The following is a 24,711-nucleotide window of genomic DNA, read 5'->3' as shown; positions in this document are numbered from 1 at the left end:
GCCGGCACACTTGCCTGGCCTGCTGCAGCTGTTGTCAGTCGACGCGGTCTTTGAGGGCCTTGAGGGCGCTGACCTTGACCACTGTGCAAGCGGGTTTGGCGGCAATCTTGATCGCTTCACCGGTGGCGGGATTTCGCCCCATGCGTGCCTTGGTGCGGGGCTTGCGTACACGGCGGATCTTGACGCCGGTATCGGGAATGGTGAATTCGCCGGATCCTCGACGCTGCATATGCCGGGTAATCAGTGAACTTAGCGAACCGAATACCGCCGCCACCTGTTTGCGGGTGAGGTCGGTATCCTCGGCGATCATCGCGATGATTTGGGTCTTGGTCTGTTTCGCGGTGATCGACTTCTGGCGTGGTGCGGCAACGACCTTCTTTTTCGCGACCCGTTTTTTGATGCTCTTTTTTGCGCTCTTCTTGGCGGTTTTTTTCTTTACAGCCATCTGCGACTCCAAAATAGTGGTGGTGAGCGGGGCAGGCGTGTTGATGATTGCCTGGCGTTATGACGGGTGGTGGCAGGGGAGGGGCCCGTCTTCGCCTGAATATAGCTGAATGTTATATGTGGTGTAGGAATTGGGTGGAGAAAAATGGCGATTGGTCGGTAACTTGTTGTGAAAGTTGGCGAATGGGGTGAGGCAAGGTTCAGGCCGAGAGCCACACACCGCCACGACGTTCATCGCCGGCACCGCTGACCTCGCCGCTGCTGCTGAGCGCAACGCTGTGCGTGCCGCCAAAAAACAGGCTCTTCTGCTTCCACAGCTCTTGTTGCGGGAACTCCTCCTCGAGCGCGCTTATCGTTTCGGCTGGCAGGCCGGGTTCGATGCTCAGTAGACCCCCCTCGAGGTGGACGCGGGGAGCCGCCACCGCCTCCGCGAGGGGCATCTCGAAATCGATCAGGTTGCTGATAACCTGTAGGATCGCACTGCGGATGCGGTTTGAGCCGCCGGAGCCAGTGACAATGCGGCGGCCATCTGCCAGCATCAGCAGGGTGGGGGCCATCATCGAAGCGATACGCTGGTTCTCGGGCCACTGGTTGAAGCCGAGTGGGTTGAGATCCTCTTCACCTAGCATATTGTTCAACATGACGCCGGTGTTGGGGATGATGTAGCCGCTGCCCTCACCGTTGGAGAGAGTGAGGCTGGCGAGGTTTCCGTCCCGGTCAGCGATACTGATCTGGGTGGTGCCGCGGCTGGAGATGCCGCCCTCGGCCACTCGATTCTGAAACGCCTGTAGCAGGCTGGCGGCGTGTGACAGATCGTTGCCGGCTTCAGGATGCTGGCGCATCAGCTGGGTCTGCCGCATGCTACGCGCCAGAAAGCGGAGCGGCTCAGCAGAGGCCGCAGGAAAACGCCCCAGTGTGCAGGGTTCAAGCAACTGCAGGGTGAAATGGATCAGGCTTCCGCCCAGCGAGGGGAGCGGATTGGTCAGGATCTGCGCGCCTTGGTAGTGGCAGCGCAGTGGTGAGCGTCGTATCACCTCGAACTGCTCGAGGTCTTCAGCCAGGAGGTGTCCGCCGCTCTCCCGGCAGGCGCGCACCAGCAGCTGTGCCGGTTCACCACGGTAGAAAAGCGCCTCACCCTCGCGTTGCAGCGCTTCCAGCAGATCGGCCAGCTGCGGGTTGTGGTGCAGCGCACCCACTTCAGGCAGAGCACCCGCCTCCTCGCTGGCGTGCCAGAGTCGCGAAGCAGTATCGGTGGAACGAAGGATTGGGGCAACAATCTGTGCGATAAGGTGTTGAAACGGATTGAGTGGGACGCCGCTGCGGGCCAGCTCGATTGCCGGCTCAAAGAGTCGCTGCAGTGGTAGGCTGGCCAGCTCCCGATGGATCGCAAACACCCCCCCGACAAAACCGGGGGTGGCGATCGAGCCCATACCGATATGAAAGCTTTGGTTAGCATCGCCAAAATCCGCAACGATCGGGTAGAGATCGATCTCTGATGCGTCTCGTTTGCGGTGCGGGGTCTGGACAAAAAAATCGTAGACGAGCGGGTCAGCGCCGACAGGATGTGCGGTGAGGAATCCGCCGCCGCCGAGCGATGCTAGAATGGGTTCGGCGACGCAGGCTGTCAGCATTGCTGAAATCGCTGCATCAAAGGCGTTGCCACCCTCCTGGAGGATGAGCCGAGCGGCCTCGGCCGTGGTGGAGTGGCCTGCAGCGACAGCTCCCATTTGTGTGCATCTATTCACTATTGCGGCATTTTTGGGATCTATTGCCCCTTGAAACGTGGTGCTGTGCAAAAATCGGCAGACCCAGGAAGGGTAATATGCACAGCAAATCATAGACGCTGGGGGTGGACAAGAAACTTTGGATGGATTCAGTTTTTTTCTGATATGCCGCTAGATTGAGAGATATAGAGAGGGTCTATTCTGATAGATCTACAGTTTCCCAGAGGCGAGCTGAATGCCGGTTCCTGACAGTCAAAACGATGATGCCCTACTGAAAAACCTGGTGCCTCTCAATACCCTTTCGGACGAACAGCTCGGTGAGCTGTTGAGCCGGATTGTGGTAGAGAAGGCGGTCAAGGGCGAATATTTATTCCGTGAGGGCGATACCGACCACCAAAACGTCTATCTGCTCTCCGGTACAGTCGCGCTGCTATCAGGCAAGCGTGAGGTCGATACGGTGGCCAGCGGCACCCAGACAGCGCGTTTTGCGCTCGCCCATCAGTTGCCGCGCAAGAACTCGGTGCGTGCCAAGAGCACAGTGAGCTTCGTCCGCATCGACAGCCGCATGCTCAGCGAGCTGTTGGCGAAGAGTCATAACGCTACCTACGAGGTAGCGGATGTCGAGGAACGCCACACTAGCGACTGGATGACGCTGCTGCTGCAGTCTCCGGTGTTTCAGCAGATCCCGCCTGCCAACCTGCAGAGCGTGATGATGCGCATGGAGCCGGTCAATGTTGCTGCGGGTCAGGTGATCATTCGCCAGGGAGATGAGGGGGACTACTTCTATTTGATCAGCCAGGGTGTCTGCAGTGTCACGCGCCGGAATGAAGCGGGAGGCCCTGAGGTCGAGCTGGCGCGTCTCAAGGATGGTGCAAGTTTCGGCGAAGAGGCGCTGATTTCAGACAGCCCCCGCGGTAGCAGTGTCGCCATGGTCACCGATGGCGTGTTGATGCGGCTCAGCAAGGAGGATTTTGTTGACCTGGTCAAACGGCCGCTAACGAAAAGTGTAAAGTACAAGCAGGCGCAGGCCTATATCGACGAGGGGGCGCTCTGGCTCGATCTGCGTACCCCGGAGGTCTATGAGGAGAAGCATCTTCCGGGAGCGATCAACCTGCCCTATTTTTCATTGCGTTTTCAGGCCTCATCCCTCGCCAGCGATCGGATTTATATCACCTGCTCCGATCAACCGGGTCAGGCGGCGAGCGCAGCCTATCTTCTGATGGAGCGCAGTTTTGAAGTCTATGCCCTCAGCCAGCAATGGGACGAGGTGGCCGAGCTTGCTGGCCTGACATCAAAATCTGCGCTTGAAGAAGAGGGCGGCAATGTCATCGATTTCAATCGGGAAGAGCGCATCCAAGAGGTTTCCGGCGACAGTGAAAGCGTGGATGCGGAATCCGAGGTGGCCTCGATTGCAGCGCTCAGTCAGCGAGCGGATGATCTCGAAATAGAGCTGGAGGATCTGAGGAACGAATACACGGAGATGGAGAGCCGCCGCGCCACGGAGATCAAGCTTCTCCGGCAGACTGTGGCGGCTGCGCGCCATCGGCTGGCTGCAGAGGAGAAAAAGGCGGCAGCCATGCGTGACGGGTTGCTTGTGGAGGTCAACGAGATCAAGCAGCAGTTGGCGCAGGCGCATAAAGAGTTGCAGGAGAAGCGCGAAGGGGAGGGATGGGAGCTCGCGCTGAAAAGGCACACTGAGGCGCTGCATCAGAAGATTGCCGCAATCTATGACGATTTGCGGCTGACCGAACAGTCGAGAGATGAGGCCCTCGAAGAGCTCGATCGCCTGCGCAAGGAGCGTGCAGAGAGTGGACAGTCGCGGTCGGGGTTCGAGAAACAGTTTCAGGCTCTGCAGCAGCAGTTGGCGGCTGCAGAGCAGAAGGCTGAAGAGCAGACTCTGGCGTTGGCTGAGGCAGAACGGCAGAACAAGTCGCTTGAAGCAGAACGGAAGCAGCTGGAGGATGCGCGTGAGCGTCTTGCCAGAAAAAATGCCGAAAAGGAACGTGAGCTGGAGGCGGTGCGGCAGGCCAACGACGAGCAGGAGGATGCGCGCCAGGTAACGCTTGGAGCGCTGCAGAATCAGCTTGAAATCGTCAAGGGAGAGGCCGCCAGACAGGCTGAAAAGGCGGCCCACGAACGGACCGAGCTTGAAGCTGAGCTGGAGCGGAGTCGTGAAACGCTCAAGGCGCGTGAAGATGAGATTGCCCGCCTGCAGGTGGAGGCGGGCAAGGTTGGTGAAGAGCGCGCTGCACTGGATCGCCAGTTCCGGGGTGAGGCGGAGGCACGCCAGACACTGCAACAGAAATATGCTGAACTGGAGTCGCAGTTTACTCTTGAGCGGCAGAAGAGTGCAGAGTTGGCAACTGCTTTGCGCGAGTTTGACGATGCTAAGAGAGCGCTTGAAGATGAGCTGAAAACCGCCGCGACCCAGAGGCGCGAGGCAGAGGCCGAGCATAAGGCAGCGATCAGTTCGTGCGTGAAGAGCTGAATGAGTCGAAGCGCATCGCCACCAATCAACAGACCGAGCTGTTTAATATCGGGCGGGAGTTGCAGGCGCAGCGACGTGAGCGGGATGAGCTCTCCAGTCAGATCAAACAGCAGGACGTGATGCTGAATGCCTCTGAAGAGCAACTTGAGGAGCTACAGAGAGAGACCGATAGACTGCAAGCCGCCAAGCAGGAACTTGAGGCGCAGTTAAGATCCCAGCAGCTGGAGATGGCTGCCGCCGAACAGGCCTGGCGGCAGAGCTTGGAGGAGGCTGAAGCCGAACAGGAGCGCCTGTCGCTCAGGCCAGTGAAAAAGCACAAGACGCGCTACGGGAGCGGTCTGCTGCAGAGAAATTTGAAGCAGAGAGTATTCAGCTACAAACTGCACTGGAGCAGATGGCGGATGAAAAAGCGGTTGCGCAGCAGCAACTGCAGGCAGCTGAACAAAGGGCTGAAACGCTTCAGGAAGCAGTTGCTGAGAGCAAACAGCAACTGCAACAGCTGCAGCAAGAGATCGCCGAGACTCGAGACGCCGGGCAACAGCGTCTCCAGCGTGATGAGGCATTGATTGCAGAGTTGCGGGAATCGCTGGCGCAGGCTGAGGCAAAGATTCGTGATCTGTCGGAAGCGATCGCTGAGGCAAACGCCCAGGCTCGTCAGCATGAGGCGTCACAGTCGGCGCTAGAGGAGAGAGCAGAGCAGGATAAAACCAAGCTTGCTTCGCTCCAGAGTGGACTAGAAGATGCAGCCGCCAGGGCTGACAAGGCGGAGATGGAGTTGCGACGTCTGATGGATAATGAAAAGCAGGCAGAAGGTGAGTTTGAGGCACGGATTTCAGAGCTGCAGGAGGCCTTGGAGGCAGCGCAGACCGAGAAAGCCCGCGCCCGGGAGCAAGTGGCGCAGGCCGAGTTGCGCCTGCGTGAGGCGGATGAACGGAATTTGGAGCTTGAATCTGAGCTGGACCGGAAAAAGCAGCACGTATCCGAGCTGAGCCAAAGCCTGACTCAGGTCGAGGCACAGAAGTCGGGTGCCGATGTCTCCCTGCAGGATGCGAAGCGTGAGCAGCAGGAACACGCCGAGCGTACCAGTCACGTTTGGCTGATCTTGAGCAGGATCTGAGGCAGTTGCAAGGTCAGCTGGCTAGCACGCAACGTGAGCTTGACGCAGAGCGGGAACAGCACACTCAGGATATGGCGGCGAGCCAGCTGAGGATTGAGGAGCTCGAGTCAACCTTGCTGGAGGTGGAATCCCAGAGTCGGATTGATGGTGAAACCGATAGTTCAGGTGATCAGGGGCAACTTGAGGTCTTGTTGGAAGCACGGAGTGAGATCGAAGATCTGAACCGCACTATTGACGGTCTGCGTGAAGTCCAATTGGAGATGGAGAGTCAGCTGGATGGAGACAATGAAGAGGAGGTGCATGCGCTGCGTACCTCGCTGGAGAAGGAGGAAGCGCGTCGCAGAGCGGCGGAGGAAAAGGCACAAAAGGCCGATTTTCTGTTGCGCGAACGGCAGGTGCAGGAGGCCGCAGTGGAGATGTTGGAAGAGGACCTCGACGCTATCTCCAAAGAGCGCGATCTGCTTAAGCAGGAGCATGACGGCATTAGCTCCCAGCTGGAAGAGCTGCGCGATCATCTCGGCGATCTGATGGATGAGAATGACAAGCTGCACGACCAGATCAACATCTATCGTGAGCAGGTGGGCGACTCCATGTTGGCTGAAGAGGTGCTGGATCAGCTGGCAGAAGCCCGCAAAAAGGTTGAAAAACACCGAGTAGAAAGGGACGAGGCGTACAAGAAAGCGCAACGTTATAAAAGCCAGGTCGAGGAGCTTCGTTCGGTGATGGAGACCTATGTCTCACAGATTGAAAGCGTGCAGGCAATGGGTGAGGGCGATGCGCTGGATGCGTTGCGCAGTGAGCTTATCATGGTGAGGGAGCGGGCGACTGAAGATCTGGAGACCATGCGCCGAAAGCTCGATGAGGTTGCGACGAGCGGTGGACGTGACGTCAATGATGTAGCTGCGCTGCAGGGGGCCTTGCAGGATGTTGATTCGCTGCAGAAGGCACTGCGTGAGCGTGAACAGTCGCTGCGTATCTCCCAGCGGCAGTGTCGCAAACTGGAGGATGCGGTTGAGGATCGGGACAAGGAGGTGGATCGTCTCAAGCATCGTTGCGAGTTACTGCAAAAGCACAGCGGTATAGAGAGCATCGAGATGGATTCTATTGATGTCAGTACTGATGCATTCTCTCAGGCACCCAGCACTATCGAAGTGGATATGGCCGAACAGTTCGGTGGTGGCAAGGATGACTCGGTGGAGAAGAGTGAAACGAGTCGCCGAAAAATCTCATTTGGGCGTCTGTTCGGTAAAAAATCAGACTGAATGATTTGTTCAGAGGCTTCTTAGCCAGTCAGATTGGGCAGGGCGATACGTTAGTCAAAAGAGGAACGCTGCGTGCGGGTGCTTGGGGTGGGGGTGGCAACCCTCGATATCATCAACACGGTCGACCACTATCCAAATGAGGACGACGAGATGCGGGCCTTGTCGCAGCGCATCGCCCGTGGTGGTAATGCTGCCAATATGCTGGTGGTGTTGAGTCAGCTTGGTCACCGTTGCGACTGGGCTGGCAGCATCGCCGACGAGCCGGATAGTCGCCACATCCTGGAGGATCTGGCGCGCTACGCTGTCGACTGTTCTCACATCACCCGGCAGAGCGGCGGCAAGGTGCCGACCTCCTATGTCACGCTCTCTGCTGTAACTGGCAGCCGCACAATCGTGCATTACCGGGATCTCGAGGAATTTTCCGCCGCAGACTTTGCCGGGATCGATCTGGATGGCTACAACTGGGTTCACTTCGAGGGGCGTAACTGTGCCGAGGTGGAACAGATGATGAGACGACTCAAGCGGTCGAATCCAGCTCTTCCCTGCTCGCTGGAGATCGAGAAGCCGCGTGAGGGTATGGATCGACTGCTGGGTTTGCCTGATCTTCTGATATTCTCGCGTGCCTTTGCCAGGGTCAGCGGTTATGTCGGGGCAGAAGCGTTGTTTGCCGAGATGCGCCCGCTCAATGCTAAGGCCACTTTCTTCTGTGCCTGGGGTAGTGGCGGTGGCTACATGCAGCTAGCAGCGGGCAAGATACTGCACTCGCCCGCCCATCACCCGCCTCGGGTGGTGGATACCCTGGGTGCAGGAGATGTTTTCAATGCTGCGGTCATTGATGGCCAGATGCGGGGCCTGTCGGCTGAATCTGTGCTGCAGCAGGCGCTGCGCTTAGCGGGAGAGAAGTGCGGGCGGGTTGGATTCGATGGCCTGCGCGGGGTGCTCGATAGCCATGGCTGAGCCACGCAAGCTTTGCCCCCTCGATATGCTACAGGATCCAGGAAGTCGGGGCTTTTCAGTCGATCGGAATGGCCGGCAGGTCGAGTTGTTTCTGGTGCGGTGTGGTGCGTCCGTATTCGCCTATCTCAATCGTTGTCCCCACACCGGCGTCAATCTGGAATGGCTTCCCGATCAGTTTCTCGATCTGAGTGGCGGTTTTGTCCAGTGTGCGACTCATGGAGCCCTGTTCCGTTTGGAGGATGGTTACTGTGTGCGTGGACCCTGTGGAGGAGCGTCACTGCAGCCGCTACAGGCGTGGGTTGAGGCGGATGAGGTTTGGGTGGCGCTGGATTGATGTCAGCGCTTACCGGATGTTCAGCTGGCCAAGAATGAAAAAACCGGGCACTTAGCCCGGTCGTGGAGGGTGAAGGGAAGCGCGCCGCCTCAGCTCATTTCGTCAAGGAAAGCGTTTAGGTCCGCTAAGACCAGCTCAGGCGGGATGCGCTTCTCTTCGTGTTGTTCGGCGATGATCTCCTGAAGCCCCAGTTGGAGCAGCGCTGCAGAAGGCGCGATGAGCTCATTCGCTGTCGTGCGGTGCAGGCTGCATTCATCTTTGGCTGAATACCTTTCGACCACCTGGCCGGTGGACATATCGAATACAGTTTTCATCTTGCACCTCCTGAGGGGGTCTGGATTCTGCCTTCACCCAAATTAGCGGCGTTTGGTGCCAGTTCTTTAGTTCTGTTAACCAATACCATGAGTGATGGTCCTGCTGGGGTGAGTGACTTCACAAAACAATGCATAGACCCTTCATATCACAGCGGCTAGTCCTGTTCATCCAGATGATCCAAGGGGTTTATATGATTGTTACCCGCCGGCTTGTCCAGGTCGACGCCATAATCGTCGCGGCTGAGATCGTATGAGCCGGACCAGTCTTCGGGTGGTGCAATCTGCTTGGCGTCCAGGGCTTCCCAAGCTTCCAGGTCGTACTCTTCGACCGTGCCATCGTAAAACTGGACCTCGACCAGCCCTTCTTCCGGGTCGAACGCAACCACCTCGAGGTTTTCCATTTCGTTGGTTCTGAACCAGTCGCCAATTTTGATCATGGTGGTGTTCATTGCAGCTCTCCAGTCACCATGGGTTGTGATTTGATTATGACACCTGGAAACCGCCCGGCCATTGTCGAAGATCAGTTATTCCTGCTGCTTTGATTACTCATATTCCCTGATCACTAGGGTGCCGGCGAGCTTGTCGTGCCATCCCTGTTTGCGTTTGTCCCACATGATCCAGAAAAAACCCAGGCCGAGCCCAAGTATTGACAGGTAGTAACCCAGGTATCGCCCGATGAGCTGCCCGGTGGAGGGTTTGCCGAAGCTTTTGGCATCAACGACGTGGGCGTTGAACAGCATTTTACCGGGGGTGGCGGAGCGGAAGTGCCAGAATACCAGGACTGCAATGGCTGGAAAGAGATAGTTGAGCAGTAGCTCCCAGTGGTCGTGGCTGGGGTGTGCAGAGTGGAAATAGTCGACACCGTAGATCTGTATCAGGATCGGTGCGGTGACTAGCGTGATCAGAATCGAGTCGATGATCGATGCCGCGGTGCGTTTCCAGAAGCCGATATATTCGATCACCAGAGATTCGGATGTCGTGGAGGGCGTTTCGTGTTGCATTGATGTTTCTCGTCAGGGGCTGGGGTTGGGCTGTCTGGTATGGATCGCCTCGATGCCGGCTTCCAGCTCGGGGCTGAGCTTCAGCTGCAGACTCGCCAGATCGATTTCGAGCTGCTGCAGGGTGGTAGCGCCAATAATGTTGGAGGTGACAAAGGGGCGGGAGGTGACCCAGGCTAGCGCCATCTGTGCTGGATCGACAGCGTGTTCCCTGGCCAGCGCCACATAGGCCTGGGTGGCGTGTTCCGCCTCGGGGTTAGAGTAGCGGGTGAAGCGCTCAAATAGAGTGAGGCGTGCACCAGTTGGGCGGACGCCATCGAGATATTTGCCGGAAAGCACACCAAACGCGAGCGGAGAATAGGCGAGCAGACCGCAGGCCTCGCGCTGGGCGATCTCTGCCAGCCCCACCTCGAAGCTGCGGTTGAGCAGATTGTAGGGGTTCTGAATGCTCACCGTCCGGGGTAGGTCGTTTGTCTCTGCCAGTTGCAGATAGCGCATCAGGCCCCAAGGGGTCTCGTTGGAGACGCCGATATGGCGGATCTTGCCCGCCTGGACCAGCTTATCGAGCACGCCGAGTGTCTCTTCGATGGGGATGCTGTGGTCGTCTGGTTGGTGTTGATAGCCGAGTTGACCAAAATAGTTAGTGCTGCGCTCAGGCCAGTGAAGCTGATAAATGTCAATGTAATCAGTCTGTAGACGGCGCAAACTGGCGTCGAGCGCGGCTTCGATATGGTGCTGGTTGAGACGTGGCGCGCCATTACGCAGGTAGGGGAGCCAGTCTGCTGGGCCGGCGACTTTGCTGGCGAGGATCACCCGGTCGCGCTGTCCTCGCTTAGCAAGCCAGCTGCCGATGTAGCTCTCAGTTCGCCCCTGAGTCTCGGGGCGGGGCGGAACTGGGTACATCTCGGCGGTATCGATCAGGTTGATGCCAGCCGTGAGCGCGCGATCGAGCTGTGCGTGGGCTTCAGCTTCACTGTTCTGCTCGCCAAAGGTCATGGTGCCGAGGCAGAGCGCGCTGACGTGAATCCCAGTGCGTCCCAGTTGTCTGTATTCCATAGAGGTGCTCCTGCTGCGGACCGCAGCAGATTATAGGTGAAGCTGCCGCTGCTGGCTGTATTTCTGGTCTAAAGTCAGAGGTCTTGGCAGCTATGATGACAGGTTGTCGCCACGGGGGGTGATATGGAGCTTGATGGGGCGCTGTTTCCCGCAGAGATGTTGTGGTGGTTGGGGGCGTTCTATGGCATGGCGTTGCTTGCCGCGCTGCGCATGGCCCCCTGGCGGCGCTTGTTCGCGCCATCGCAACTGCATGTGTTTCTCGGTGCCATCGTGGCGCTGATTGCGCTCTGGCATATGCGCGGTCAGGTTCTGCCGGGGGTGACCTTTCATCTGCTGGGCGTTACCACTGTCACCCTGATGTTTGGTTGGTCGTTCGCCCTGCTCGCGGCAAGCGTCGTGCTGCTGGTCGTCAGCTGGAATGTTGGCTATGGCTGGCAGGGTCTCCTTCTGAGCGGTCTCACAACCGGCCTGCTGCCGATCACCCTGACCCAGGTGCTGCTGGTGCTGGTGCGCTCCTGGCTACCCAAAAACTTCTTTATCTACGTGCTTGGTAGCGGTTTTTTGACTGCCTGGCTGGTGGCCTATATCAGCGGTTATCTGGCGGTCTGGTTGCTGGTGACGGCTGGCGTCTATGCCTATGCCAAACTGCAGGTGACCATCATGCCTTTCTTCCCACTGATGTTTTTTCCGGAGGCCCTGGTGAATGGTTGGATCGTGACCATCTTGGTCTCTTTCTGTCCCGCCTGGGTCTACTCCTTCAGCGATGAGCAGTATCTGAAAGGCAAGTGATCTTCAGCTACGAGATAGGCGTTTGCCAATTTTAGCCCTAGAATGGCTGCAGTTCTGGTTCAATCCCTGTGATGTGAGGATGCGCAATTGAGTTGGTGGGGTAAGTTGGTCGGCGGGGCCTTTGGATTCATGTTGGGCGGACCGCTGGGGGCGGTGCTGGGTGCCGCTCTGGGACACAAGTTCGACAAAGGTCTGGAGGGGTTGCCGGAGGATGCTGGCGAGTGGGATCCGGGCGACCAGGAGCGCACCCAGATGGCCTTCTTTACCACCACCTTCTCGGTGATGGGGCGGTTGGCCAAGGCGGATGGACGTGTCTCACCCGATGAGATCCGGTTAGCAGAGGCGATCATGGATCAGATGTCGCTCTCGCCGGAGATGCGCAAGACGGCGGTGCGTCTCTTCAACGAAGGCAAGTCAACCGGCTTTCCCCTGGACGAGGTGCTGGAGCAGTTTCGCGTTGAGTGCCACCGGCGTCAGACCCTGATCCAGATGTTCGTCGAGATCCAGCTGCAGGCCGCCTACGCAGACGGCCAGATGGACCCGGCTGAAGAGACGCTGCTGCTGCACATCTGTGAGCGCCTCAGTATCCCTGAGTTCACCTTTCGCCGCTTGGAGCAGATGGTGCGGGCGGAGCGCCACTATGCTGGAGCGGGGCAGGCACCGCGTGCAACGGGGGTCTCGCTGGAGGATGCTTATGCGATCCTTGGGGTTGCGCAGGCAGCTTCGGATAAGGAGGTGAAGCGGGCCTACCGCCGTCTGATGAGCCAGCATCACCCGGACAAACTGGTGGCCAAAGGCCTGCCGGAGGAGATGATGAAGATGGCGGCGCAGAAGACCGATGAGATCCGCAAGGCCTATGAGCAGGTCAAGGCGTCGCGAGGGATGCGCTAGGGTCGAAATTTGAGCAAAACTTGAGCCAGCGCTGCCGGATGCCTATGCTTAAGACTCTGTGCCTAGGGACAAAAGAAGCCCAGTGCACATCTGGCTTGCCGCAAATCCAATAAAAACGTGCTGGGGGAAAGCATGACCGATAGTCTTGATCCGATTCTGCTCAACTTCGTCTATGCCATTTTTGGTGGCGCCCTGACGATCTTTTTCATGTGGTTTGGTTGCAAGGTCTTCAGCCACATCGTCAACTTCAGCATTCCGGACGAGTTGCAAAAGGGCAACATTGCGGTCGGCATCATGATCATGGGTATCTTTGTCGGCATTGGTACTGCACTGGGTTTGGTGATAGGGCTTGGGTTGAATTAACCATGTCCGCACGAACCCTCAGGTTGTTCGTGCTGTTGGTGATCATCCCCGGACTGGCGCTGGCCGGGGTGGCGAAGCATGTCAGCCATGAGCGCTGGACCAAACAGTACGACCGCTATTTCCGCAAATATACCAAGCACTACTTCGGCCCCCATGTGGACTGGCGCTGGTTCAAGGCGCAGGGAATTGCCGAGTCCGGCCTCAAAGCGGATGCGCTGAGTCGGGTCGGTGCCAAGGGGATCATGCAGATCCTGCCCAGCACCTACGAGGAGATCAAGAAGAAGAACCCCCACTTCACCCAGATCGACGAGCCGCGCTGGAATATCGCGGCGGGCATCTTCTACGATCGCATGCTCTATCGCCGCTGGAAGAAGGGGGCGCTGCCCACCGAGCAGCGGCTGCCGTTTGCCCTGGCCAGCTACAATGCAGGCTATGGCAAGGTCTCAAAGGCCTTCAAGCGAGCGAAGTCGAGGCATGGCGATATCAAACAGTGGGAGCAGGTGGCGCCTTTTACGCCGCGGGAGACACGCCACTATGTCAGCCGTATCAAAGATCTGATGGAGCCGGAGGAGTAGCTTATTTTAGTTGCCGCTCCTCACCGGCAGAATGCCTGCGGATCCAGGCGCGGGTGCGGTTGATCAGCGTCTGCTCGAGATTGCTGAAGAAGTGGTCGGCACCCTCGATGCGGTCTTGCCGATAGGCCTGTAACTCTGCTCGCTTGGCGACAATGCGGCGTAGCCTGGCAGTGTCGGTGACACTGGCTAGATCGCGACTGCCGTAGAGATCGAGCATCGGCAGCTTGAGCTTACGCAGCGCCTCGTATACCGGATTCTCCTCCCGTTCCTGCGGCGTCGGNAGGCCGATTGCGACAAATGCACGGATCGCCTCGGGTGGGGCATCCTCGGCGAGAAACTCCAGCCCCATGCGTGCCCCGAGACTGTGGCCAATCAGCACCAGATTGTGGTTATTCTGTTCGCTGAAGAATTTCGCGGCACTGCGGATGCGCGGGAACGCCTCGGGGATCAGCCGCAGCCACTCCGCCTGCGTTGCGCCAGGGGCGGCCACCGGCAGCTGGATCGAAAGGGTCTCCCAGCCGTGTTTAGGCAGCGCCGTGCGCAGCGGATGGATCACCTGATCCCAGTCAGGGTTGGCGCCCATACCGTGCAGCAGGATCACGCCGCCCTGCACCTGTTTGGCGGGACTCAGGGTGTGGATGGCGAGAAAACGCCTACCCTCCGCCTTCAGCCAGATCGGCTGGCCCTCCAGAATGGCATCGAAGATCTGCTCGGCAATGCGCCCCTCCCGGGTCAGATCGGCGGCGCTGAGTAGGCCGGGCAGCAGACAGAATAGTAGGCTGATGGCGTATCGGTTGATGCTTCTGTACGGCTCCATGGTAGAGGAATTTAGACCAGAATCACGCCGTCGTCATGCCGTTGCGGCGTCTGCTGCATGCTGACCGGTGGGGAGGCTGAAAATTCTCCTGCTTTGGGGTAAAGTGCCCCGTCAACTTATATCGAGGGTTGGGGCCGCCGGTTTCCAACCAGCTTCCAGGGTCGTCATGGCGCTGGTGAATCAAATTTGAAAGGGGAGTAAAGCATGGCCCGTCAAGCTGATCAGATCGCACCGTCCATCCTTTCGGCGGACTTCGCCAAGCTGGGTGAGGAGGTGGATAACGTCCTCGCCTCCGGCGCCGAGATCGTCCACTTCGACGTGATGGACAACCATTACGTGCCCAACCTGACCATCGGTCCGCTGGTCTGCGAGGCGTTGCGCAAGCACGGCGTCACCGCCGATATCGACGTGCACATGATGGTCAAGCCGGTGGATCGCATCATCCCCGATTTCGCCAAGGCCGGCGCCACCTACATCACCTTCCATCCGGAGGCCTCTGAGCACATCGACCGCTCCCTGCAGCTGATCCGCAACGAAGGCTGCAAGTCCGGCCTGGTCTTCAACCCCGCCACCCCGCTGTCGCACCTGGATTATGTACTCGACAAGGTCGACATGATCCTGCTGATGTCGGTCAACCCGGGCTTCGGCGGCCAGAGCTTCATCCCTGCCACCCTGGACAAGCTGCGCGCCTGCCGCAAGCTGATTGACGACTCCGGTCTGGATATCCGCCTGGAGATAGACGGCGGAGTCAAGGTCGACAACATCGCTGAGATCAAGGCCGCTGGTGCTGACACCTTCGTCGCCGGCTCCGGTATCTTTGGTTTTCCCGAAGAGGGCGATGCCAACCGCTACAACACCATCGTCGGCAAGATGATGGCTGAATTGGGCAAAGTCTGATCCGACGTGACGCTGAAAACGGGGCCTGGTTGGCCCCGTTTTTTGTTGTCTGGCAGGAGCTTCTCTGATTTCCACAGGCAGGGTGCGCAAACTTTTCTCCTCCCTTCTGTATCCTTGCTCCTTTTGAGTCACCAAGCAGGTAGCAGATTATGAGTCTCAAGCAGCCCAAGATGGTCCTTATCGACGTGGACGGTACCTTGGTGGACAGCGTTCCCGACCTGGCCTGGTGTGTCGATGAGATGATGCGGCAGCTGGGTTATCCGGTTTGGGGTGAGGATCGGGTGCGCGACTGGGTGGGCAACGGTGTCGAACGTCTGGTGCGCCGGGCGCTGATCGGTCAGCTCGATGGCGAGCCATCGGATGAGGCGTTCGAGAAAGCCTATCCGATCTTCCTGGCGCTCTACGCGGAGAATACCTCCAAGCGTTCGGCGCTCTATCCGGGGGTGCGAGAGGGGCTGGACTACCTCAAGGCGAAGGGCTACAAGCTGGGCTGTGTTACTAACAAGGCGGCCCAGTTCACTCTGCCGCTACTGAAGGATCTGGGCATTCACGATGATTTCGAGATCATCATCTCCGGTGATACCCTGCCGAAGAAGAAGCCTGACCCGATGCCGCTGCTGCATGGCGCAAAATACTTCGGGATCGATCCTGCCGAGGCAATGATGATCGGCGACTCCAAGAGTGATGTGAAGGCGGCTCGGGCCGCCGGGTTCCAGATTATTTGCATGAGCTATGGCTATAATCACGGCGAGGATATCCGTAACTACGATCCGGATGCAGTGGTTGACTCGATGGCAGAGGTCAAGGGTTTGCTGGAGGCTGCAGCTTGAGTCGCGCCATCCTTTTCGATTATCTTTGAGAGTCATTCCATAGTCAGAACAAGAGTATGTACTTCCTTCTCCACAAAAAGAGCCTGAAGACCGGCACACGATGGCGTTGGTGATTTCGACCGAAACGTCCGTTGTTTGTCTGTCTGTTGTGTGGAGAGGATCATGACCCCCCAAGAATTCGATGCCCTGGTGGACCAGGGTTTTAACCGCATCCCTGTCGCCTGCGAGGTGCTAGCCGACCTCGATACTCCCCTGAGTGTCTATCTCAAGCTGGCAGACGGGCCCTACTCCTATCTCTTTGAGTCGGTCCACGGCGGTGAGAAGTGGGGCCGCTACTCGATCATCGGTTTGCCCTGTCGTACCCATGTCCGGGTCAATGATCATAGCGTCGAGGTGGTGACCGACGGTGAGGTCGTGGAGGCCGACGAGGCGACGGATCCGCTAGCCTGGATCGAGGCCTTTCAGGAGCGCTACAAAGCGGCCGAACCGGAAGGGCTGCCCCGCTTCAACGGCGGCCTGGTGGGTTATTTCGGTTACGACATCGTCCGCTATATCGAACCCAAGCTGGCGAACTGTCCCAACCCGGACCTGATGGGTACCCCGGACATCCTGCTGATGGTCTCCGACGAACTGGTGGTATTCGACAATCTCAGCGGGCGCATGTTTGTCATCGTGCATGTGGACCCTAGCGCCGGCGGCACCCTGGATGGAGCCGAGGCGCGGATCCGCGAGCTGATCCAGTCGATGAAGCGCGGCGCACCCCGGGGGGGCTGCAAAACCGCCCGTCAGGTGAATGAGTCGGACTTTGTCTCCGGCTTCTCCGAGGAGGGCTTCATGCAGGCGGTGGACCGGATCAAAGAGTACATCCTGGAAGGCGACTGCATGCAGGTGGTGATCTCGCAGCGCCTCTCGATCCCGTTTCAGGCACCGCCGCTCGATCTCTACCGTGCCCTGCGCGGACTCAATCCCTCGCCCTATATGTACTTTCTCAATCTGGGTGAGTTTCATATCGTCGGCTCCTCACCGGAGATTCTGACCCGCCTGGAGGATGGCGTGGTGACGGTGCGTCCCATCGCCGGCACCCGCCGTCGCGGTTACACCGAGAAGGAGGACCGGGCGCTGGAGGCAGAGCTGCTGGCCGACCCCAAGGAGCGTGCTGAGCACCTGATGCTGATCGACCTGGGGCGCAATGACGCTGGTCGTGTCGCCAAGGTGGGTAGCGTGCGGCTCACCGACGAGTTCATCATCGAACGCTACTCCCACGTTATGCACATCGTCTCTAACGTCACCGGTGAGCTGAAAGAGGGCATGAGTGCGATGGATGTGCTGCGCGCCACCTTCCCCGCCGGCACGGTCAGTGGGGCGCCGAAGATCCGGGCGATGGAGATCATCGACGAACTGGAACCGGTGAAACGGGGTGTCTATTCGGGCGCGGTGGGTTACCTCTCCTGGAACGGCAACATGGATACCGCCATCGCCATCCGCACTGCGGTGATCAAAGATCAAACATTACACATTCAGGCCGGCGCTGGGGTGGTAGCCGACTCCATCCCCGCCCTGGAGTGGAAAGAGACCATGAACAAGGGGAGGGCCATCTTCCGTGCCGTGGCCCTGGCGGAGGCCGGTATCGACCGCCACGCCTGTGATCCGTCTGAAGAGGAGGCGTAATTATGTTGTTGATGATCGATAATTACGACTCCTTCACCTATAACCTGGTGCAGTATTTTGGCGAGCTGGGCGCGGAAGTGGTGGTGAAGCGCAATGACGAGATCACCATCGACGATATCGAGGCGCTGCAGCCGAATCACTTGGTGATCTCCCCAGGCCCCTGCACCCCCAGCGAGGCTGGTATCTCGGTGGCGGCGATCAAGGCCTTCGCCGGGCGCATCCCGCTGCTCGGTGTCTGTCTTGGTCACCAGTCGATCGGCCAGGCCTTCGGCGGAAAGATCGTGCACGCCCGTGAAGTGATGCATGGCAAGACCTCGCCTATTCACCATGCCGACAGAGGCGTCTTCAGCGGTTTGGAGAATCCCTTCGAGGCGACTCGCTATCATTCGCTGGTGATCGAGAAGGCGAGTCTGCCAGACTGTCTGGAGATCACCGCCTGGACCGAACGTGACGGCGAGATGGATGAGATCATGGGGGTGCGCCATAAGGAACTCGACGTGCAGGGGGTGCAGTTCCATCCCGAGTCGATCCTGACTCGCCACGGCCATGACATGCTGAGCAACTTTATCGACGGAAAATAGGATAGGTTTGGAATAACCAACAACAGGGAGTCGTTGAGATGGAACATCAAGAAAGGCAGATTAAGTTGCCGCCGCAGCTGCTGCTTCTCGATATGCTGGGTGCGATTCTGATGGGTGTAGGGCTGGCTGACTGGCTGGCCAATACCAGTCTCGTACCAGAGTCGATGCGCTTCGAGAACTATGACATCGTCATGGTGGTCGTTGGGGGATTGATGATGTTGCCTCCGCTCATTTACATTGTGCGGACGGCGCTGGAGTTGCGACGTTCCGCTTGAGCGCAGAGATATAGGTGTGTTTAGGCCAGCTTAATATCGCTATCGTTGCGGTTTGTTTCAAGGCGTCGTTTTTCGTCCATCAGTTCAGACATCGCTGCGATCAATACTGAACTCGAGGCCTCAACCACATTGAACCGGTCCAGGATCTCTTCGCGTACGGCTTCATCGTTTTTCCAATCCCTGTTCAGCAGGGCCACCACCTGATGCACGCTGTTGTGCACCTGCTCATGGGGTATCTGGAGTCTTTCATAGGAGGGAAGGTGCCTGAATACATTAAACCCCTGTGCCGATTCGTACCATTGACCAAAGCGGCACTGGTGATGGTCCACCTTGGTTGCCTGCCACTCAGGGCTGCCCTCCCCCATCTCATAGGCGCGATAGGCATTCTGCAGATAGATCATGTGGTCGAGCTTAATCAGTGAGGCGTTGCTGACCCCCTGAGCATAGGCGATGGTCTCATAGCTGGCCTGGGCGCCGTCAGCCACCTGATTGAAGCCAGTCTCAAAGTCGGCAACCATCTCCTGGGAGTGGTCGGCCATCTCTGCAATGGTGGCTGCATTGTCAGACATGGTCTGGGTGGCCGTGGAGAAGCCGTGAATAATCTGCTCGATGCTGCCTGCCGCTTGTTTGGTGCTCTCCGCCAACTTCTTGACCTCATCGGCCACCACTGCAAATCCTCGGCCATGTTCGCCGGCGCGGGCCGCCTCGATGGCGGCATTCAGCGCCAGCAGATTGGTCTGGTCGGCTATCTGGGTGATCAGAGAGAGTGCCTGAATGACTTCGATACTGTGTTCGTTGAGGGTGGAAGAAGAGCTCTGGATCTCGCCGATCATCTCCACCAAACTGCGTAGTTGGCCGGTTACCTCACTGATCGATTCACGACCGGCCAGCGCGGTATTGGCAGCCTGCCGGGAGATATCCTCAACCGTGCCCATGTGCTCCGCCATTTCGCCGAGGTCTGCCTGGGTCAGCTGCAGATTGCTGAGCAGTGAATCGGTCTTGGATGCGCTGAGTTTGCCGAAGAAGACATCAACCTCCCGGTGGCGCCTATTCTCCGCCATGGCATCGACTGAGGCGTTGATGCGCTCCATGGCTTTCTGGTAGGAGCCGTGCAGCCCTGCCGGGAAACACTTGCGATGGAACTGCTCCTTGAGGCCCAGCTCAAAGGTGGTGCTGGTCTCTTTGAAAAAAGCCTCCTCCTGATCGCGTCCCTCATTCAGGTTCCAGGCGGTCTCCGCCAGATTATGTTTCTCGGGGATCTGGGTGATCCGGTACTGCAGGTCGCCTTTGATGATCGCCTGGCCCATGGCCTTGATCTTGGCGATTAATTCCTGGTCTTCGCGCTCCGTGCGCCAGCTCAGAACTCCCAGCACCAGGGCTAGTATCAAGCCAGCGATGAGTTCCGCCTGCAGGCCGTGACGGATCAGGCCGATGATGACCAAAACCACCAGCACCCCCAGCATGAGTCGGCTAAGGGTTGCTGCCCTAAATCTCAAGAACGAAGTGCTCATAATCGCTCCCGTAGTCGGTCAGTTTTGCCTGTAGCAGCTGGGTCGATGCCTGGATTGCCTGTCTGGCCCCCGCCCGCTGCTCTACCGCCAGCATCTCTGCGTAGATCGGTTCGATCAGCCGTACCGACTCCTCCTTTGGCCGGCGTCTTACCGAATAGTAACCGACTAACTTGCCGGAGGGATTCAATGTCGGGGTGATGTTGGCGAAGACCCAGTAGAAGCTGCCATCCCTACTCATGTTTTTGACGTAGCCGATGAACTCCCGGCCTTGTTTGAGCGTATCCCACAGCAGTTGAAAGATGGCCCTTGGCATATCCGGGTGACGTATGATGTTCTGTTGCTGGCCCAGCAATTCCGCTTCGCTGTAGCCTGCAATCTGCATAAAAATACGGTTGGTGTAGGTTATGCGGCCGCTTGGGTCGGTCTTGGAGACGATAAAGTCCTCTTCCTTGAGCTTTCGTTCTTTGTTGATGGGTTGGATCTTGTTTTTCATTCAATGAGTCCCCCGGCACCTCTCCCCACCTCCTACTTTCGGCAGGGAGGGCGGAAAAGTTAATTAATTCCTGGGGGCGATGAGCGGGTTTACTGGTTCGGAGCCGAACCCTGTGTATGAGATATCTTTGCGTCCTTCGCACTTCTTTGCGATCTTTGCGTTATTCCAAGATAAACGAAAGGGGAGAGTTTCAATGGAGATGCGGCAGGCCATCAATAAAGTCCTGGGCCGTCAGGAGCTGAGCGCCGACGAGATGACCGGGGTGATGCGCACCATCATGACCGGAGGGGCGACTTCCGGCACAGATCGGCGGTTTTCTTATCGGTCTGCGCATGAAGGGCGAGACGGTAACCGAGATCGCTGCCGCGGCCTCGGTAATGCGCGAGTTGGCCAGTGGTGTCGCCATCGGCGATCTGGAAAACACTGTCGATATCGTCGGCACCGGCGGTGACGCCTCCGGCACCTTCAACGTCTCCACCGCCAGCATGTTCGTCGCCGCCGCCGCCGGTTGCCATGTGGCGAAGCACGGCAATCGTTCAGTCTCCTCCAAATCGGGTAGTGCCGATGCGTTGGAGGCTGCTGGCATCCGGCTCGATCTGATGCCACAACAGGTTGAGCAGTGCGTGCGCGAGGTGGGTGTTGGCTTCATGTTTGCGCCCGGTCATCACAGTGCCATGAAATACGCCATCGGCCCGCGCAAGGAAATGGGGGTGCGCACCATCTTCAATGTGCTCGGCCCCCTCACCAACCCTGCCGGCGTGCCCAACCAGCTGCTCGGTGTTTTCAGTGAGGAGCTGCTGGAGCCCCTGGCCGAGGTGCTGCAGCGGCTTGGTAGCCAGCATGTGATGGTAGTCCACTCTCGCGACGGCCTTGATGAAATCAGTATTGGCGAGGCCACCGACGTGGCCGAGCTGAGGGATGGTCAGATCCGCCGTTATTCGATCCAGCCGGAAGATTTCAGCATCAAACGCACCGCCATCGACAGCATCAAGGCGGATGATGCGGCCCACAGTCTCGACATCATCCGCGGTGTGCTGGAGGATCGCGCTGGCCCGGCTCGGGATATCGTGATGCTCAACGCCGGTGCCGCGATCTACTGTGCCGGGCTTGCCGAGAGCCTGACGGATGGGGTGCAGAAGGCCGATCAGGCGATCGCCAGCGGCGAGGCGCGCAATCGGCTCGACCGCCTGGTGGTGCTCAGCCAGAGCTTCGATTGACGGGCGATGCTGTGCCTGCGCGGACCGTTCAGGCGGGGGATTGGGTTGTATACATCCTGTGCTGTGCCGATGACACCCTCTATACAGGGATCACCACCGATCTAGCGAGGCGCCTGACGGAGCACAATCAGGACAATCGCCTGGGCGCCAGATATACTCGGGTGCGGCGCCCGGTGGCGCTAGTCTATCAGCAGGCCTGTGCGGATCGTGCCGCGGCGCTGCGGGAGGAGTATCGCATCAAGCAGCTGAGCCGGGCGCAGAAGCAACGCCTGATCGCGGCTGCTATTTCAGACTAAGTCGTGGACGGGCCTGCGTTGGCCTGGGTCGAAGGGTAAACCCCTATTTTTATCTCACGGCTCGAGTGGCATTCTCAATCGATAAAAAGAGGGTAGCTTGCTGCTGCCAGATAACTATCGGAGGAGAGTGATGGAGTTTTTTGCCAAGACGGTCTGTCGGGCCAATCCACAGCTGATCCAACATCGGGTGCGCATCGAGAACCTGATGAGCTGGTGTGCCGCAATTGAGGCCGCGTCGGGTCGGGGCGAGCGCGGTGAACTGCTGCTGCCCTGGGGGCGATTTCGTGTCCGCCGGGAGGTGATCCAGAGCGGGGTGCGCTTCTCTTTGCCCGGTTGCCCCAACGCCACCCAGTGGACGATTACCGCCGATCAGCGTCTCTCCGGAGTGCGTCTGCACTGCACCCTCAACCGAACCAAAATCACCCCAGATCTGCGCAGTCAGCTGGAGGCGTTTGTGGCAGAGTGGCTAGCGGGTCTGGAGTCGGGGCTGCAGGGCAGCCCGATTGTGCGCGTTGGCTGTGAAGATGCAGTCTGCCTCAGCTCCTTCAGCGGTATGGGCTAGCTGGAGAGCGCCGTTGATTGTATCGCCTGTGATATGCTTTGCGTCCTTTAGAGGCATCCCCGAGCGTTGGCTGGTATGAGTGACACCCCCGATATCCTGAAAAAGATTATCCGCCGCAAGTTGGAAGAGATCAGTGCGCGGAGCGAACAGCTGTCGCTGCAGCAGCTGATCAAATCGCTGGATGAGGCAGATGCCCCGCGAGGCTTCGCCGCCGCCATCCAGGCCAGGATCGATGCCGGTGGCGAGGGGGTGATCGCCGAGATAAAGAAGGCCTCGCCCAGCAAGGGGCTACTGCGGGCCGATTTCAGACCGGCGCAGATTGCGCAAAGCTATGCGAGCGGGGGAGCCGCCTGCCTTTCGGTGCTCACCGATATCGATTTCTTCCAGGGCGCTGATGACTACCTGAAACAGGCGCGTGGCGCTTGTAACCTGCCGGTGATCCGCAAGGATTTCATCATTGCCCCCTACCAGGTCTATGAGGCGCGCGCGATCAACGCCGATTGCATCCTGCTGATCGCCGCCTGCCTGGATGACCAGCGGCTGCGGGAATTGAACGATCTGGCGCATCAGATCGGCATGGATGTGCTGATCGAGGTGCACGACGAGGTGGAGCTGCAGCGGGCGCTGCAGGTGGAGAATCGGCTGATCGGCATCAACAACCGCAATTTGCGGACCTTTGAGGTGAGTCTGGAGACCACCCTGCGGATGTTGGAGCAGATCCCCGGCGACCGCATCCTGGTAACTGAGAGCGGCATCCATAGCGCAGAAGATGTGGCGTTGATGCGCGCTAACGGGGTGCATGCCTTCCTGGTCGGCGAGGCATTTATGCGCGCAGATGACCCGGGAGCGAAACTTGCGGAGCTGTTTGACTAGGCGGGGGTGAGAGGGCTGCCGGGCTCCAGGGGGAGTGCCTGCCGGCTCTCCTCCTGGAGCGGGGTCTGTGGGACGGGACTCAGCGCGTGCCGAACACTACGATGGTCTTGCCCTTGACGTAGATCAGCCCCTGGGCTTCCAGGTTCTTCAGTACACGCCCAGCCATTTCGCGTGAGCAGCCAACGATGCGGCCAATCTCCTGGCGGGTGATGCGGATCTGCATGCCATCCGGGTGGGTCATGGCATCGGGTTCTTTGCAGAGGTCAAGCAGGGTGCGGGCGATGCGGCCGGTGACGTCGAAAAACGCCAAGTGGCCGACCTTTGTGCTGGTCTGCTCCAGGCGCTGCGAGAGCTGCGCGCCCATCGCATAGAGGGTGTCCTTCATGTATTCACGCAGTTCGGTATCAAACAGCTGTTCAAGGCGTTTGTAACTGATCTCTGCGATCTGGCAGGGGGTGCGGGTGCGGACCATCACGCTGCGTTTTGGCTGAGGGACGAAGAGCCCCATCTCGCCGATGAACTCCCCTTTATTGAGGTAGGTGAGGATGATCTCGCGACCATCATCATCCTCGATGTAGACTGCGACTGAACCTTCGGTGAGGTAGTAGAGTACATCGGAGGGATCACCGATATGGATGATCTCGGTATTCTTTGGATAGCGGCGCCGGTGACAAAACGAGAGGAATCGCTGAAGATACTCTGGCTCTTGGGGTGGCGGCTTGATTATTGTCATAAGTCGGTTTCTCGTTGAATGGCCCGATGAGCTGTTTGGGATAATTTAGCTCTCAACGTTCCAATTCTAGCAACCCATTCAACACTGTCGATGAAGCCGTCGTAGTGTCGGGTTGCTGATAGTGGTGGCTGTTCATCCTAAACAATTGAACAGCATATAAATAAAACTTAGCTTCGTCGACCTTATTGTGCGGCTGTGGCGGGGTTTTTGTGGGTTTCCTGATCAATCAGTTTGGAGTTGTGATGAAGGCACGGGTGAAGTGGGTGGAAGATGCCGCGATGATGGGTGAGTCCGGCAGCGGGCATGCGGTGATAATGGACGGTCCGGAGGCGTTTGGCGGGCGCAACCTGGGGATACGGCCGATGGAGATGCTGCTGCTCGGCATGGGTGGCTGCACCGAGTTTGATGTGTTGTCGATGCTGAAGAAGTCGCGCCAGCAGGTGACCGGTTGTGTGGTTGAGTTGGAGGCAGAACGGGCCGAGAGTGAGCCAAAGATCTTCACTCGGATCCACGCTCACTTTATCGTCAGCGGCAAGAATCTGAGTGAAAAGCATGTGGCCCGCGCCATCTCCCTGAGCGCCGAGAAGTACTGCTCCGCCTCGATCATGCTCGGCAAGGTGGCGGAGGTGACCCATGACTATGAGAT

28 protein-coding genes and 1 pseudogene are annotated in these 24,711 nt (G+C 58.4%); 19 read left to right on the top strand and 10 right to left on the bottom strand.

The features are described 5' to 3' along the window. Positions 1-34: 34 nt before the first annotated feature. Both RIFP1SYM_RS02920 and RIFP1SYM_RS02915 read right to left on the bottom strand, forming a co-directional pair. Positions 35-445, bottom strand: coding sequence for an HU family DNA-binding protein (locus RIFP1SYM_RS02920; protein ID WP_039959639.1), 411 nt, complete (start codon positions 443-445; stop codon positions 35-37). Between the two features lie 199 nt (positions 446-644). After that, on the bottom strand, positions 645-2,171 hold the full coding sequence (locus RIFP1SYM_RS02915; protein WP_039959638.1) for a gamma-glutamyltransferase family protein: 1,527 nt from the start codon (positions 2,169-2,171) through the stop codon (positions 645-647). 232 nt (positions 2,172-2,403) lie between these two features. Between RIFP1SYM_RS02915 and RIFP1SYM_RS02910 the strand changes: the two genes are divergently transcribed. From RIFP1SYM_RS02910 to RIFP1SYM_RS16825, 5 genes are all read left to right on the top strand, one after another. Further along, the gene (locus RIFP1SYM_RS02910) at positions 2,404-4,656 is read left to right on the top strand and encodes a cyclic nucleotide-binding domain-containing protein (protein WP_005959148.1); all 2,253 of its coding nucleotides are present in this window, start codon (positions 2,404-2,406) and stop codon (positions 4,654-4,656) included. Positions 4,657-5,050: 394 nt separating this feature from the next. Next, positions 5,051-5,773 (top strand): coiled-coil domain-containing protein, encoded by a 723-nt coding sequence (locus RIFP1SYM_RS02900; RefSeq protein ID WP_005959147.1) that lies wholly within the window; start codon positions 5,051-5,053, stop codon positions 5,771-5,773. A gap of 5 nt (positions 5,774-5,778) precedes the next feature. Next, the gene (locus RIFP1SYM_RS02895) at positions 5,779-7,035 is read left to right on the top strand and encodes a coiled-coil domain-containing protein (RefSeq protein WP_139042042.1); all 1,257 of its coding nucleotides are present in this window, start codon (positions 5,779-5,781) and stop codon (positions 7,033-7,035) included. A 72-nt stretch (positions 7,036-7,107) separates the two neighbouring features. Beyond that, positions 7,108-7,992, top strand: coding sequence for a PfkB family carbohydrate kinase (locus tag RIFP1SYM_RS02890; RefSeq protein ID WP_005959145.1), 885 nt, complete (start codon positions 7,108-7,110; stop codon positions 7,990-7,992). Then, on the top strand, positions 7,985-8,326 hold the full coding sequence (locus tag RIFP1SYM_RS16825) for a Rieske (2Fe-2S) protein (RefSeq protein WP_081417691.1): 342 nt from the start codon (positions 7,985-7,987) through the stop codon (positions 8,324-8,326). Before RIFP1SYM_RS02890 ends, RIFP1SYM_RS16825 begins: the two co-directional genes overlap by 8 nt. An 89-nt stretch (positions 8,327-8,415) precedes the next feature. Here the strand turns inward: RIFP1SYM_RS16825 and RIFP1SYM_RS02885 are convergent, their stop codons facing one another. The 4 genes from RIFP1SYM_RS02885 to RIFP1SYM_RS02870 all read right to left on the bottom strand — a co-directional run bounded on the left by RIFP1SYM_RS02885 (position 8,416) and on the right by RIFP1SYM_RS02870 (position 10,694). After that, positions 8,416-8,640, bottom strand: a complete 225-nt coding sequence (locus tag RIFP1SYM_RS02885; RefSeq protein WP_005959143.1) for a hypothetical protein — start codon at positions 8,638-8,640, stop codon at positions 8,416-8,418. A gap of 155 nt (positions 8,641-8,795) precedes the next feature. Continuing rightward, complete coding sequence (locus tag RIFP1SYM_RS02880) at positions 8,796-9,089, bottom strand: DUF6763 family protein (protein WP_005959142.1); 294 nt, start codon at positions 9,087-9,089, stop codon at positions 8,796-8,798. Positions 9,090-9,182: 93 nt separating this feature from the next. Further along, the gene (locus tag RIFP1SYM_RS02875; protein ID WP_005959141.1) at positions 9,183-9,641 is read right to left on the bottom strand and encodes an RDD family protein; all 459 of its coding nucleotides are present in this window, start codon (positions 9,639-9,641) and stop codon (positions 9,183-9,185) included. Between the two features lie 12 nt (positions 9,642-9,653). After that, a complete protein-coding gene (locus tag RIFP1SYM_RS02870) occupies positions 9,654-10,694 on the bottom strand; it encodes an NADP(H)-dependent aldo-keto reductase (RefSeq protein WP_005959140.1) in 1,041 nt (346 codons plus the stop codon). Between the two features lie 123 nt (positions 10,695-10,817). Here RIFP1SYM_RS02870 and RIFP1SYM_RS02865 point away from each other — a divergent pair, with 123 nt between their 5' ends. From RIFP1SYM_RS02865 to RIFP1SYM_RS02850, 4 genes are all read left to right on the top strand, one after another. Next, the gene (locus tag RIFP1SYM_RS02865) at positions 10,818-11,483 is read left to right on the top strand and encodes an energy-coupling factor ABC transporter permease (RefSeq protein ID WP_005959139.1); all 666 of its coding nucleotides are present in this window, start codon (positions 10,818-10,820) and stop codon (positions 11,481-11,483) included. Between the two features lie 87 nt (positions 11,484-11,570). Next, a complete protein-coding gene (djlA, locus tag RIFP1SYM_RS02860; protein WP_005959138.1) occupies positions 11,571-12,374 on the top strand; it encodes a co-chaperone DjlA in 804 nt (267 codons plus the stop codon). A gap of 132 nt (positions 12,375-12,506) precedes the next feature. After that, positions 12,507-12,737: a DUF350 domain-containing protein gene (locus tag RIFP1SYM_RS02855; RefSeq protein ID WP_232432879.1), complete on the top strand. Its 231-nt coding sequence runs from the start codon at positions 12,507-12,509 to the stop codon at positions 12,735-12,737. Between the two features lie 2 nt (positions 12,738-12,739). Then, complete coding sequence (locus RIFP1SYM_RS02850) at positions 12,740-13,312, top strand: transglycosylase SLT domain-containing protein (protein ID WP_005959136.1); 573 nt, start codon at positions 12,740-12,742, stop codon at positions 13,310-13,312. Between the two features lies 1 nt (position 13,313). Here the strand turns inward: RIFP1SYM_RS02850 and RIFP1SYM_RS02845 are convergent, their stop codons facing one another. Next, positions 13,314-14,129 (bottom strand): alpha/beta fold hydrolase, encoded by an 816-nt coding sequence (locus RIFP1SYM_RS02845; RefSeq protein WP_005959135.1) that lies wholly within the window; start codon positions 14,127-14,129, stop codon positions 13,314-13,316. Between the two features lie 204 nt (positions 14,130-14,333). Between RIFP1SYM_RS02845 and rpe the strand changes: the two genes are divergently transcribed. From rpe to RIFP1SYM_RS02820, 5 genes are all read left to right on the top strand, one after another. Continuing rightward, a complete protein-coding gene (gene rpe / locus RIFP1SYM_RS02840; RefSeq protein ID WP_005959134.1) occupies positions 14,334-15,026 on the top strand; it encodes a ribulose-phosphate 3-epimerase in 693 nt (230 codons plus the stop codon). A gap of 149 nt (positions 15,027-15,175) precedes the next feature. After that, on the top strand, positions 15,176-15,856 hold the full coding sequence (locus RIFP1SYM_RS02835) for a phosphoglycolate phosphatase (RefSeq protein WP_005959133.1): 681 nt from the start codon (positions 15,176-15,178) through the stop codon (positions 15,854-15,856). A gap of 162 nt (positions 15,857-16,018) precedes the next feature. Further along, entirely contained in the window at positions 16,019-17,524 is a 1,506-nt protein-coding gene (trpE, locus tag RIFP1SYM_RS02830; RefSeq protein ID WP_006474347.1) for an anthranilate synthase component I, read from the top strand. Positions 17,525-17,526: 2 nt separating this feature from the next. Beyond that, positions 17,527-18,105, top strand: a complete 579-nt coding sequence (locus tag RIFP1SYM_RS02825; RefSeq protein WP_005959131.1) for an anthranilate synthase component II — start codon at positions 17,527-17,529, stop codon at positions 18,103-18,105. Positions 18,106-18,143: 38 nt separating this feature from the next. Continuing rightward, entirely contained in the window at positions 18,144-18,380 is a 237-nt protein-coding gene (locus RIFP1SYM_RS02820) for a DUF1418 family protein (protein WP_005959130.1), read from the top strand. Positions 18,381-18,400: 20 nt separating this feature from the next. Here RIFP1SYM_RS02820 and RIFP1SYM_RS18555 read toward each other — a convergent pair whose 3' ends face one another. Both RIFP1SYM_RS18555 and RIFP1SYM_RS02810 read right to left on the bottom strand, forming a co-directional pair. After that, positions 18,401-19,891, bottom strand: a complete 1,491-nt coding sequence (locus tag RIFP1SYM_RS18555; protein ID WP_005959129.1) for a methyl-accepting chemotaxis protein — start codon at positions 19,889-19,891, stop codon at positions 18,401-18,403. Continuing rightward, the gene (locus RIFP1SYM_RS02810) at positions 19,866-20,384 is read right to left on the bottom strand and encodes a PAS domain-containing protein (protein ID WP_005959128.1); all 519 of its coding nucleotides are present in this window, start codon (positions 20,382-20,384) and stop codon (positions 19,866-19,868) included. Before RIFP1SYM_RS02810 ends, RIFP1SYM_RS18555 begins: the two co-directional genes overlap by 26 nt. A gap of 193 nt (positions 20,385-20,577) precedes the next feature. On the opposite strand from RIFP1SYM_RS02810, the pseudogene trpD reads away from it, so the two are divergent. The 4 genes and pseudogenes from trpD to trpC all read left to right on the top strand — a co-directional run bounded on the left by trpD (position 20,578) and on the right by trpC (position 23,332). Next, a pseudogene (gene trpD / locus RIFP1SYM_RS02805) lies at positions 20,578-21,601 on the top strand (anthranilate phosphoribosyltransferase). Beyond that, positions 21,598-21,897, top strand: a complete 300-nt coding sequence (locus tag RIFP1SYM_RS02800; protein ID WP_005959126.1) for a GIY-YIG nuclease family protein — start codon at positions 21,598-21,600, stop codon at positions 21,895-21,897. Before trpD ends, RIFP1SYM_RS02800 begins: the two are co-directional and overlap by 4 nt. A 130-nt stretch (positions 21,898-22,027) precedes the next feature. After that, on the top strand, positions 22,028-22,459 hold the full coding sequence (locus RIFP1SYM_RS02795; protein ID WP_039959635.1) for a hypothetical protein: 432 nt from the start codon (positions 22,028-22,030) through the stop codon (positions 22,457-22,459). Between the two features lie 75 nt (positions 22,460-22,534). Continuing rightward, positions 22,535-23,332, top strand: coding sequence for an indole-3-glycerol phosphate synthase TrpC (gene trpC, locus RIFP1SYM_RS02790; RefSeq protein WP_240991614.1), 798 nt, complete (start codon positions 22,535-22,537; stop codon positions 23,330-23,332). A gap of 79 nt (positions 23,333-23,411) precedes the next feature. On the opposite strand, the gene crp is transcribed toward trpC, so the two are convergent. Then, positions 23,412-24,065, bottom strand: a complete 654-nt coding sequence (gene crp, locus RIFP1SYM_RS02785; RefSeq protein WP_005959123.1) for a cAMP-activated global transcriptional regulator CRP — start codon at positions 24,063-24,065, stop codon at positions 23,412-23,414. A 242-nt stretch (positions 24,066-24,307) separates the two neighbouring features. On the opposite strand from crp, the gene RIFP1SYM_RS02780 reads away from it, so the two are divergent. Further along, positions 24,308-24,711, top strand: a 404-nt coding sequence (locus RIFP1SYM_RS02780) for an OsmC family protein (protein WP_039959640.1), incomplete at its 3' end; no start/stop codon positions are given.

The sequence above is a fragment of the endosymbiont of Riftia pachyptila (vent Ph05) genome (genome assembly GCF_000224455.1).
GTDB classification, from domain to species: domain Bacteria; phylum Pseudomonadota; class Gammaproteobacteria; order Chromatiales; family Chromatiaceae; genus Endoriftia; species Endoriftia persephonae.
The sequence above is the reverse complement of the archived record's forward strand: the minus strand, read 5'-3'. Positions and strand labels throughout refer to the sequence as shown.

Excerpts from the sequence above, each read along its gene's own strand:
- RIFP1SYM_RS02820 (WP_005959130.1), top strand. The coding sequence starts at position 18,144 with ATGGAACATCAAGAAAGGCAGATTAAGTTGCCGCCGCAGCTGCTGCTT.
- RIFP1SYM_RS02885 (WP_005959143.1), bottom strand. The coding sequence starts at position 8,640 with ATGAAAACTGTATTCGATATGTCCACCGGCCAGGTGGTCGAAAGGTAT.
- trpC (WP_240991614.1), top strand. The coding sequence starts at position 22,535 with ATGAGTGACACCCCCGATATCCTGAAAAAGATTATCCGCCGCAAGTTG.
- RIFP1SYM_RS02865 (WP_005959139.1), top strand. The coding sequence starts at position 10,818 with ATGGAGCTTGATGGGGCGCTGTTTCCCGCAGAGATGTTGTGGTGGTTG.
- RIFP1SYM_RS18555 (WP_005959129.1), bottom strand. The coding sequence starts at position 19,891 with ATGAGCACTTCGTTCTTGAGATTTAGGGCAGCAACCCTTAGCCGACTC.
- RIFP1SYM_RS02880 (WP_005959142.1), bottom strand. The coding sequence starts at position 9,089 with ATGAACACCACCATGATCAAAATTGGCGACTGGTTCAGAACCAACGAA.
- RIFP1SYM_RS02910 (WP_005959148.1), top strand. The coding sequence starts at position 2,404 with ATGCCGGTTCCTGACAGTCAAAACGATGATGCCCTACTGAAAAACCTG.
- RIFP1SYM_RS02850 (WP_005959136.1), top strand. The coding sequence starts at position 12,740 with ATGTCCGCACGAACCCTCAGGTTGTTCGTGCTGTTGGTGATCATCCCC.
- RIFP1SYM_RS02825 (WP_005959131.1), top strand. The coding sequence starts at position 17,527 with ATGTTGTTGATGATCGATAATTACGACTCCTTCACCTATAACCTGGTG.
- RIFP1SYM_RS02900 (WP_005959147.1), top strand. The coding sequence starts at position 5,051 with ATGGCGGATGAAAAAGCGGTTGCGCAGCAGCAACTGCAGGCAGCTGAA.
- trpE (WP_006474347.1), top strand. The coding sequence starts at position 16,019 with ATGACCCCCCAAGAATTCGATGCCCTGGTGGACCAGGGTTTTAACCGC.
- RIFP1SYM_RS02915 (WP_039959638.1), bottom strand. The coding sequence starts at position 2,171 with ATGGGAGCTGTCGCTGCAGGCCACTCCACCACGGCCGAGGCCGCTCGG.
- rpe (WP_005959134.1), top strand. The coding sequence starts at position 14,334 with ATGGCCCGTCAAGCTGATCAGATCGCACCGTCCATCCTTTCGGCGGAC.
- RIFP1SYM_RS02795 (WP_039959635.1), top strand. The coding sequence starts at position 22,028 with ATGGAGTTTTTTGCCAAGACGGTCTGTCGGGCCAATCCACAGCTGATC.
- RIFP1SYM_RS02855 (WP_232432879.1), top strand. The coding sequence starts at position 12,507 with ATGACCGATAGTCTTGATCCGATTCTGCTCAACTTCGTCTATGCCATT.
- RIFP1SYM_RS02835 (WP_005959133.1), top strand. The coding sequence starts at position 15,176 with ATGAGTCTCAAGCAGCCCAAGATGGTCCTTATCGACGTGGACGGTACC.
- RIFP1SYM_RS02875 (WP_005959141.1), bottom strand. The coding sequence starts at position 9,641 with ATGCAACACGAAACGCCCTCCACGACATCCGAATCTCTGGTGATCGAA.
- RIFP1SYM_RS02870 (WP_005959140.1), bottom strand. The coding sequence starts at position 10,694 with ATGGAATACAGACAACTGGGACGCACTGGGATTCACGTCAGCGCGCTC.
- RIFP1SYM_RS02920 (WP_039959639.1), bottom strand. The coding sequence starts at position 445 with ATGGCTGTAAAGAAAAAAACCGCCAAGAAGAGCGCAAAAAAGAGCATC.
- RIFP1SYM_RS16825 (WP_081417691.1), top strand. The coding sequence starts at position 7,985 with ATGGCTGAGCCACGCAAGCTTTGCCCCCTCGATATGCTACAGGATCCA.
- crp (WP_005959123.1), bottom strand. The coding sequence starts at position 24,065 with ATGACAATAATCAAGCCGCCACCCCAAGAGCCAGAGTATCTTCAGCGA.
- RIFP1SYM_RS02810 (WP_005959128.1), bottom strand. The coding sequence starts at position 20,384 with ATGAAAAACAAGATCCAACCCATCAACAAAGAACGAAAGCTCAAGGAA.